This window comes from Parabacteroides caecihominis (assembly GCF_023656785.1).
In the GTDB taxonomy this organism is placed as follows: domain Bacteria; phylum Bacteroidota; class Bacteroidia; order Bacteroidales; family Tannerellaceae; genus Parabacteroides; species Parabacteroides segnis.
Window position 1 is genome coordinate 1 of the sequence record NZ_JAMOKS010000073.1, and the last position, 9,511, is coordinate 9,511.

Genomic DNA, 9,511 nt, shown 5'->3' on the forward strand with positions numbered 1-9,511 from the left:
ATAACTCGCGATAGTTCATAACTCATGCTTTTGAATAGCCGAAGTTAATTTCTTTCTACTACTTAACAAAATTTCAAAGAACTTTTTCAAAGACTAGTTTTTACACAGTCTCTCGAGAGGGGAAAAGTTACTTTCTTCACTCTCCACAGAAGGATTTATAACTTTCTCCATTTTTTATATATCTTTGCTAAACGTTAAACCTAAAAACAAACTTAATATCATGAAATTGCAACCAATCGACATCTTTATCATCGGACTCTATCTGGTGGCCATGATCGTCATCGGATTAGTGTTAAAGAAAAAGGCGTCGAAAAACATGGACTCCTACTTCCTGGGAGGAAAAACACTACCTTTTTATATGTTAGGCTTGTCTAACGCATCCGGCCAGTTCGATATATCTGGTACTATGTGGATGGTTACACTAGCCTTTATTTATGGAATTAAAAGTGCCTGGGTGCCCTGGCTCTGGCCTGTATTTAACCAGATCTTCCTGATGGTCTATCTCTCTGTCTGGCTTCGCCGGTCGAATGTGCTGACAGGGGCGGAATGGATACAGACACGGTTCGGAAAGAACAAAGGCGCCAGCCTGTCGCATACGATTGTCGTTATCTACGCCCTGATCGGTGTGCTGGGTTTCCTTAGTTACGGCTTTATCGGCGTGGGTAAATTTATGGAGATATTCTTCCCGTGGGATTTTGTTTCCCAGTATGTCCCGTTTGATATACCGGCTGAATACGTGCCGCATGCTTACGGTATATTCTTTACAGCCATCGCCACGATCTATGTGATGTTGGGCGGTATGCTGAGTATCGTATGGACCGATGTGGTTCAGTTTGCCATTATGACCGTGGCCGGTGTAACGATTGCCGTTATCGCTATGATGAAGGTAAGCCCGGAAACGATTGCCTCCATTGTGCCTGCCGGTTGGGACAGCCTGATGCCCGGATGGAACCTCGACATGAAATGGACCGACATCTTCAGCGATGTCAATGAAAAGATAATGAACGACCAGTTCGGCCTGTTCGGGATCTTTATTATGATGATGCTTTTCAAAGGAGTATTCAATAGTATGGCGGGACCTGCCCCCAACTACGATATGCAGAAGATCCTTTCCTGCCGTAACGGTAAGGAAGCAGCCTTAATGAGCGGTTCTGTTCCTGTCATCCTGCTTATCCCGCGTTATCTGATGATTATGGGATTTACGATCCTGGCGCTGGCTTTCTTCAAAGACCTGGATTTGACGACAAAGACCGGAGCGATCGACTTCGAACTGATCCTGCCGAATGCTATTAACCAGTTCGTGCCCGTTGGAGTATGCGGATTGCTGCTTGCCGGATTGCTTGCCGCCTTTATGTCTACTTTTGCCTCTACGGCCAATGCGGCACCTGCTTATATTGTAAATGACATCTATAAAAAATATATCAACCCGAATGCCAGCAACAAGACGATGATCCGTGCCAGCTATATCGTAACGGTAGCGGTAGTTGTTGTCAGTGTGGTGATCGGTTTCTTCGTGGAAAGCGTAAACTCCGTCCTGCAATGGATCACGTCTGCTTTGTATGGCGGATATATTGCTGCCAACCTGCTGAAATGGCATTGGTGGCGTTTTAACGGGAACGGTTATTTCTGGGGAATGATTACCGGTATCCTGGCCGCTATGGTATGCCCGTTCATCTTCGACGGCTATACGATGGTAGACGGACATTTTGTGGAAAGGGTGGGCGAGTATGCCAACAATGCTCCGATGCTGCCGTTGTTCTACTTCCCGGTTTTGCTGGTTGTTTCTCTGATCGGTTGTATCGTCGGTACTTATGCGGCTCCTCCGGTAGACGACGAAACACTGGAACGCTTCTATATCACCGTACGTCCGTGGGGTTACTGGAAACCTGTTTATAATAAGGTTGTAGCCAAATATCCGCAGGTGAAGGCGAATAAAAACTTCAAACGCGATATGTTCAATGTGGCCATCGGCATTATCTGGCAGATGTGTCTGACCATTATTCCGATGTATATCGTGATCCGTGAAGGCATGCCGTTGATAACCAGCATCCTGATCCTGGCTATCACTACGTTGGTGCTGAAAAAGAACTGGTACGACAAGATGAGCAAGGATGAAGTCGAGTATAATGCTTTGATGGAAGAACTGAAATTGAATGAAAAGAAGTAATTTTGTATTGTCAAATAAAACAAATCAATAAGAAATGGATAAACTGAAAATTATTGGCGAACCGCTGCCCGATATGCCTTGGGAAGACCGCCCGGCTGATTGTAAAGATGTGATCTGGAGATATTCGAATAATCCGGTGATCCCCCGTGATATTATCCCTACATCAAACAGTGTGTTCAACAGTGCTGTCGTTCCGTTCAAGGGAGGTTATGCCGGTGTGTTCCGTTGCGACGATACCAACCGCCGTATGCGTCTGCATGTCGGTTTCAGTGCGGATGCTATCCACTGGAATATTTCTGAGACAAAGCTGGAGTTCGAATGCGAGGACGAAGAGATAGGTAAATTCGTTTATGCGTATGACCCTCGTGTATGCTTCATCGAAGACCGTTATTATATCACCTGGTGTAACGGCTATCATGGCCCGACGATCGGTGTGGCTTATACATTCGATTTCGAAACATTCCACCAGTTGGAAAATGCTTATCTGCCTTTCAACCGTAACGGTGTGATGTTCCCGCGTAAGATCAACGGTAATTTCGCCATGCTGAACCGTCCGAGTGACAATGGCCATACTCCGTTCGGCGACATTTTCTACAGCGAATCGCCTGATATGTGCTTCTGGGGAAAACATCGTCATGTGATGGCTCCGGCTCCGTTTGAAGTGAGTGCCTGGCAATGTCTGAAGATCGGTGCAGGTCCTATTCCTATCGAGACCTCGGAAGGTTGGTTGCTGATCTATCATGGCGTGTTGCAGTCATGCAATGGCTATGTATATAGCTTCGGTGCCGCTTTGTTGGATCTGGATCAGCCCTGGAAAATAAAATACCGTACGGGCCCGTACCTGCTTTCTCCGCAAAAGGATTACGAATGTGTAGGTGACGTGCCTAACGTGACATTCCCGTGTGCCGCCCTGCATGATCCCGAATCTGACCGTATCGCTATCTATTACGGCTGTGCGGATACCGTGACAGGTCTTGCTTTCGGTTATATCAGCGAAATCATCGAGTTTACAAAGAAAAATTCTATTGTATAAATTCGTATATTTCCATTAATAGGAAAATACGTTTTCTAAAAAGGGGGGTGCGTCAAAAGGAAAGAGTCTCAAGAGTCTCATCAGTCTCACCCCCCTTTTTCATTTTCTGCATTTTTGTTCAGATAAAGATTTCTGCACTTATATATCTGAAATATAGCTTATTATATTTATATTCTCTTTTTTCTCTCTTCAATTTATTCCTTTTTTTATTAAAGTTTCGGACGCACTTCTTCTCTTGGAGTATGGTTATTCTGTTATATTGGGTAAGCATAATATGAAAAACGGGTAAGCACCGGAGGAAGAACGGATAGGCACCGGTGAGTTAACGGATAACTACTCATTAAAAATGTCCGAAATAAAGAGAAAAAATGGGTTTTTATGCTTGAATTTAAATCTTAAAATAGGGCGTATATAAATGTATATCAATATATTATATGCGATTTTTGGAAAAAGCGTATTTTCAGAAATGGGGGTGAGACTGATGAGACTCTTGACACTCCTGTTCTTCATGGGATAGTCAGAAACACGAAACGAGATAAAACAAAAAACCTCAGAAATTAAATTCCTGAGGTTCTCTGTGGGCAGTGATGGATTCGAACCACCGAAGTCGAAAGACAGCTGAGTTACAGTCAGCCCCATTTGGCCACTCTGGTAACTGCCCCCTTGTTAATTGAAAATTGAAAATTATAAATTGAAAATTATCAGTAACTCTAATTTTCAATTTCCTGAGCCTCTTGTCGGATTCGAACCAACGACCCCGAGATTACAAATCACGTGCTCTGGCCAACTGAGCTAAAGAGGCATTCAGTATTTCTGTTTTGCGAGTGCAAAGGTAGTTATTATTTCTAATCTCGCAATAGGGGAGGGCGTTTTTCTGTGTACTTTTTTTCATCTTTCTTTTCAAATACAATCTATCTCCCTGATTAATAATAAGAAAAGATTAGATATTTTTTTAAGAAAAATAGTAGAAGTGAAAATAAATTCTTATTTTGCCGACTCATATAATATCACTTAATCTAAAATCTATTATCATGAGCATTAACAGAAGACAATTTTTAAGAAGATCATTGGCGGGAAGTGCTGCTATCGTTGTAGGCAAAGAGATGAATGCTGCCAATACGCCGGTCAGCGGGAGTTCTTTTTCACAGACAGAAGACCTGTCTCCCCCAGCCAAAGGAAAATCCGTTTTAGGACTGCGTTGTAAACCTTTGAGTACCGTCCGTATCGGTGTTGTCGGTCTGGGAAGAGGGGCAGGCGCGGTAAAGCGTATGGCACAGATCGAGGGAACGGAGATTGTGGCTATCTGTGATCTGAATCCCGAACGGATTGAGAATAGCCAGAAAACACTTAAAAACAGTAACCGGAAAGAAGCAGTCGCATATACCGGAGAAGAAGACTGGAAGAAAATGTGCGAACGGGATGATATCGACCTGATTTATAATGCTACCCCTTGGGAGTTGCACGTGCCTATCGCCCTTTATGCAATGGATCATGGAAAACATGTTGCCATCGAAGTGCCGGCTGCGCTAACGGTAAAGGATTGTTGGGCGTTGGTCGACAAGGCCGAAGAAACGCAGCTTCATTGTATGATGCTTGAAAATTGTTGTTACGATTTCTTTGAATTGGCCACATTGAATATGGCCCGCCAGGGATTGCTGGGAGAAATTATTCATACCGAAGGTGCTTATATCCACGACCTGAGAGGCTCGAAGTTTAAAGGTTATTATAAACATTGGCGTCTGGAATACAGTAAATACCATACCGGCAATCCGTATCCCACACATGGGCTCGGCCCGGTTGCCCAGATTCTGGGAATCAACCAGGGAGACCGGATGGATTACCTGTCATCCGTTTCGACCAACCAGTTTGGCCTGGCTCTTTGGGCGAAGGAAAATCTGAAAGATGACGAACGTATCACCCAATCGGAACGTTATGCCCTGGGGGATATGAATACGACCATTATCCATACTGTGAACGGTAAGTCTATCATGATTCAGCATGATACGACATCGCCCCGTCCTTATTCCCGTATCCATCTGGTACAGGGAACGAAAGGGATGGCTGTTAAATATCCGGAGCAGAAGGTGGCTGTACAGCCCGATACCCATTCTTTCCTGAAAGAAGGGCCTCAAAAGGAAGTGATGGCGGATTATGAACACCCGCTGAGCAAATACATCGGCGAACGGGCAAAGAAAGTCGGTGGTCACGGTGGTATGGACTTTATCATGGACTGGCGTCTTATCTACTGTCTGCGTAACGGTTATCCGCTGGATCAGAGTGTGTATGATGCGGCTGCCTGGTCGTGTATCGTCGAGTTGAGCGAACGTTCTGTCCTGAACAAGAGTTGCTCTGTGGCTATTCCTGACTTTACCCGCGGTGCCTGGCGTGATTACAAGCCTTGGCCTGTGATTGACATGAAAGATATTTTACACGGATAAATTGTAGACAAAATAAAACTCCTGAAAGCCGGCTACTCTTTCGATAGCCTGCACTTTCAGGAGTTCCGTAAGTAATATGATTGCATTGTTTATTTCTTCAAAAGAACTTCTTCGATAGCTTTTTTGAAATCAGCCTTGCTCATGGTACCTCTTGCCATCTGCGGTTGTTCGCCCATCGGACAGAACAGGAGGGAAGGAATGCTCCGGATGCCGAAAGAAGCAGCCAGTTCTTCTTCTTTTTCTGTATCGACCTTATAGATATCTATTTTTCCTTCATATTCGCCTGCCAGCTCTTCCAGGATAGGAGCAATCATTTTACAAGGACCGCACCAGGTAGCGAAGAAATCGATGATACAAGGTTTGTCACCCTCGTATATCCATTTATCGGGACTTGCTTCATAATTGGCTACTTTACTTAGAAATTCTTGTTTTGTCAACTCTTTTACTTTCATGATTCTAACTCCTTATTGTTTAGTTATTATTCCTCTTTCTGTTTTACATAACAAAGTTACGACCTTATATGCTTGTAACTGTTTGCTGTATTTCCTTAATAATTGACATTTTTCCCTTTGGGTGATCGGTAAACAAAAAGCCGTTCGGAGAACGTTTCCCCCGGACGGCCTTATCTGGTTTAAATCACACTACTTATTAATATTAATATCTTTCGCCAACGGCATCCCAATCAACGATATTCCATAAGGCATTCAGATGATCGGGACGGCGGTTCTGGTAATCCAGGTAATAAGCATGTTCCCATACATCGAATCCCAGGAGAGGAACCAGTCCGTGTGCAACGGGGTTGCTGCCGTTTGGCTCTTTGGTAATTGAAAGTTTGCCGTCTTTATCTTTTGCCAGCCATACCCATCCGGAACCGAATAGACCGGCGCCTGCTGCGTTGAACTCTTTCTTGAAGTTATCGAACGAACCCCAGGTTGCTTTGATGGCTTCTGCCAACTTTCCTTTAGGTTCGCCGCCGCCTTTGGGTGAGAACTGGGTGAAATACAAGTTATGGTTGAGTATCTGTCCGGCATTATTAAAGATAGCGCCGTCGGATTCTGCTACGATCTGTTCCAGGGGAGCGTTTTCAAACTTTGTACCCGGAATCAGGTTATTCAGGTTGTTTACGTAAGCCTGTAAATGTTTTCCGTGATGGAACTCAATTGTTGCTTGACTGATAACCGGTTCCAATGCATTTGCCGCATAAGGCAATTTAATTAATTCGAATTTCATAATTTCTTCTTTTTTATCTGTTATTTGACTACTACTATTATTACTATTATTAGTTACCAACAATAATAAACTGAGGCATAATGTAAGCATGACTAATAAGTTTTATGTTGTTTCTACTATTCTAACACGGCGGGTTTCTTATTTGTTCACCCGGAAAGCCGGTATTTCCCATCACTTTTGTCAATCGGGCGATAAGTGAAATTTATGGACGTTGGCAGAAGTCTTCGTGACGGCTGATAATTATACCTTATACGATATGCCTTAAAATAAAATGAATAATAATATGTAAAAAGCTGTTTTTTTATCATTTGTAAAGAAAATAATCCCAAAGAAGTTTCTATTTTTGTGCCCTCATATTATTAATTAAGTAAAACATATTTGTAGATGGTAAAGAAAGTTGGGAATTTAATTCCAAACACCTTTTTTATTACAAAGGGTAGTGGTGATTCAGACCTGGAAAAGCATGCAGGTTCTTATCACATGGCTCTTTATGATGCCGGTATTTCAGACTTTAACATTATGACTTATTCGTCTGTTATTCCAGCAACTGCACATCTTGCAACCATGGACGAGATCGATCTTCCTCCATTTGGTACGGAATTGAAAACCATTATGGCGGTATCGCATGGTTATCAGGATGAGTTTGTATCTGCCGGTGTGGTTTACGCCTGGATGTACAAGGACGAAAACTTCGATGAGAAGGTTGGAGCCCTGGTATGCGAGGTCAGCGGCCGTTATCGTATCGAGGAGTTGGAATCACGTCTGATCCGTGTAATCAACGACTTGCACCAGAAGACTTACGGTAAGTATTATCTGGGTGAACTGAACTTCATTACCGAAGGTATTACCATCGAAAAGAGATACGGAACAGCTCTGGCTGCCCTGTGCTTCGTAGATTTCCTGATGCCTGAGATTGAAGATTAAAAGAAAATAAAATATCTGATTATCAGTATGGAACAGAGGTAAGGCCACGGCTCTTATCTCTGTTTTTTTTGTGCCTTCGGGAAAAACGGCATAAGTTTGTTATATTTGTAACCGGCTTATAGTATAAAATTCTCTTTATTTAAGAAACAATCCGTTTAAAGCTGTTGTTGTATGAAAAAGATTATTAATCCCTGGAAAGGGTTGGATGGCTATATGTGCTTCGGGTGTGCACCCGAAAATCCGCAGGGTCTGCACATGGAGTTTTACGAAGATGGTGAAGATATAGTTGCTTTCTGGGAGCCGGAAAGCCATTACCAGGGATGGTTGGAGACATTGCATGGGGGAATCCAGACTACCATGATGGATGAACTGGCTGGTTGGGTGGTATTGAGGAAATTACAGACGTCGGGCGTGACTTCACGGCTGGATGCCCGTTTCCTGAAAAGTATCTCGACCCGGGAACCGCGCTTGATGATACGGGGGCGTATCAAAGAGCAGAAACGGAATGCCATATTCATAGAGACGGAGATATACAATTCGCAGAACGAACTTTGTTCGCGGGCGGACATCGTATATTTTGTCGTCACAAAAGAACAGGCGACGGAGAAGTTTCATTTTGCCGGTTGTAAGACCGAAGATGAAAAAAATGAACAGTAGACAAAAAGAATAAAGTAAACGATTAACAAATGAAGTACATCGGAGCACATGTAAGTGCGTCGGGCGGGGTTGAGAATGCCCCTCTGAACGCGAATGCTATCGGGGCAAAAGCATTCGCCCTCTTTACCCGAAACCAACGTCAGTGGAAATCATCCCCGTTGACGAAGAAAAGTATCTCCTTATTCAAAGAACGTTGTGAGGAGTTCGGTTACGAGGCGAAACATATCCTGCCTCATGACAGTTACCTGATTAACCTCGGACATCCGGACCCGGACGGGTTGCAGAAGTCGCGCGATGCTTTCCTGGACGAAATGCAGCGTTGCGAACAACTGGGGCTGGACCGGCTGAATTTCCATCCGGGAAGCCATCTGAACGAATTGCCGGTCGACGATTGCCTGGCTCGTATTGCCGAGTCGATTAACCGGACGTTGGACCAGACCGCAGGTGTTTGTGCCGTTATAGAGAATACGGCCGGGCAGGGTACAAACCTGGGATATACATTCGAACAAATAGCAGCCATCATCGATCGGGTAGAAGATAAAACGCGCGTCGGTGTCTGTATCGACACGGCTCATACGCTGGCTGCCGGTTATGATATTAAAACGGAGCAAGGCTTTACCGAAACCTTCCGCCACTTCGATGAAGTGATCGGATTTTCCTATTTGCGCGGAATGCATATCAACGATTCGAAGAAAGACTTGGCGACCCGGGTAGACAGGCATGACAGTATCGGAAAAGGGGTGATGGGGATGACAACCTTTAAGATGTTGATGGCCGATCCTCGTTTTGACGACATCCCTCTGATCCTTGAAACCCCTGACGAATCAATCTGGGCGGAAGAGATCAGTTATCTGTACACATTGTGATAGAAGTAGAAAAATGTGAGTCTCAAAGCTAGAAAAAATTGAATCATCTGTTTATTGACTGGTTGTAACTGTCTCCCCTCTCGAGAGACTGTGTAAAAACTAGTCTTTGAAAAAGTTCTTTGAAATTTTGTTAAGTAGTAGAAAGAAATTAACTTCGGCTATTCAAAAGCATGAGTTATGAACTATCGCGAGTTAT

General features: G+C 43.9%; 8 protein-coding genes and 2 tRNA genes. 6 read left to right on the plus strand and 4 right to left on the minus strand.

Translation table 11 applies throughout. The features are described from left to right. Positions 1-220 precede the first annotated feature (220 nt). Together NBH14_RS28230 and NBH14_RS28235 are read left to right on the plus strand one after the other, a co-directional pair. A complete protein-coding gene (locus tag NBH14_RS28230) occupies positions 221-2,167 on the plus strand; it encodes a sodium:solute symporter family protein (protein ID WP_186962066.1) in 1,947 nt (648 codons plus the stop codon). 34 nt (positions 2,168-2,201) lie between these two features. Next, a complete protein-coding gene (locus tag NBH14_RS28235; protein WP_186962067.1) occupies positions 2,202-3,200 on the plus strand; it encodes a glycoside hydrolase family 130 protein in 999 nt (332 codons plus the stop codon). Positions 3,201-3,778: 578 nt separating this feature from the next. Here NBH14_RS28235 and NBH14_RS28240 read toward each other — a convergent pair. Both NBH14_RS28240 and NBH14_RS28245 read right to left on the minus strand, forming a co-directional pair. Beyond that, positions 3,779-3,861: transfer RNA gene (locus tag NBH14_RS28240), tRNA-Tyr, on the minus strand. 67 nt (positions 3,862-3,928) lie between these two features. Then, positions 3,929-4,002, minus strand: a tRNA-Thr gene (locus NBH14_RS28245). 229 nt (positions 4,003-4,231) lie between these two features. Between NBH14_RS28245 and NBH14_RS28250 the strand changes: the two genes are divergently transcribed. Further along, positions 4,232-5,638 (plus strand): Gfo/Idh/MocA family protein, encoded by a 1,407-nt coding sequence (locus tag NBH14_RS28250; protein ID WP_186962068.1) that lies wholly within the window; start codon positions 4,232-4,234, stop codon positions 5,636-5,638. 89 nt (positions 5,639-5,727) lie between these two features. Here NBH14_RS28250 and trxA read toward each other — a convergent pair whose 3' ends face one another. Both trxA and NBH14_RS28260 read right to left on the minus strand, forming a co-directional pair. Beyond that, positions 5,728-6,090 carry a thioredoxin gene (gene trxA / locus NBH14_RS28255; RefSeq protein WP_186962069.1) on the minus strand — a complete coding sequence of 121 codons (363 nt, stop codon included), beginning with the start codon at positions 6,088-6,090 and terminating at the stop codon, positions 5,728-5,730. 202 nt (positions 6,091-6,292) lie between these two features. After that, positions 6,293-6,958, minus strand: coding sequence for a superoxide dismutase (locus NBH14_RS28260; protein ID WP_284705610.1), 666 nt, complete (start codon positions 6,956-6,958; stop codon positions 6,293-6,295). Between the two features lie 294 nt (positions 6,959-7,252). Between NBH14_RS28260 and NBH14_RS28265 the strand changes: the two genes are divergently transcribed. The 3 genes from NBH14_RS28265 (at position 7,253) to nfo (ending at position 9,315) form a co-directional block, all read left to right on the plus strand. Then, positions 7,253-7,792 (plus strand): pyruvoyl-dependent arginine decarboxylase, encoded by a 540-nt coding sequence (locus NBH14_RS28265; protein WP_122352532.1) that lies wholly within the window; start codon positions 7,253-7,255, stop codon positions 7,790-7,792. Positions 7,793-7,963: 171 nt separating this feature from the next. After that, a complete protein-coding gene (locus NBH14_RS28270; protein ID WP_186962071.1) occupies positions 7,964-8,449 on the plus strand; it encodes a PaaI family thioesterase in 486 nt (161 codons plus the stop codon). 29 nt (positions 8,450-8,478) lie between these two features. After that, positions 8,479-9,315 (plus strand): deoxyribonuclease IV, encoded by an 837-nt coding sequence (nfo, locus tag NBH14_RS28275; protein ID WP_007656001.1) that lies wholly within the window; start codon positions 8,479-8,481, stop codon positions 9,313-9,315. The last annotated feature ends 196 nt before the right edge of the window (positions 9,316-9,511 follow it).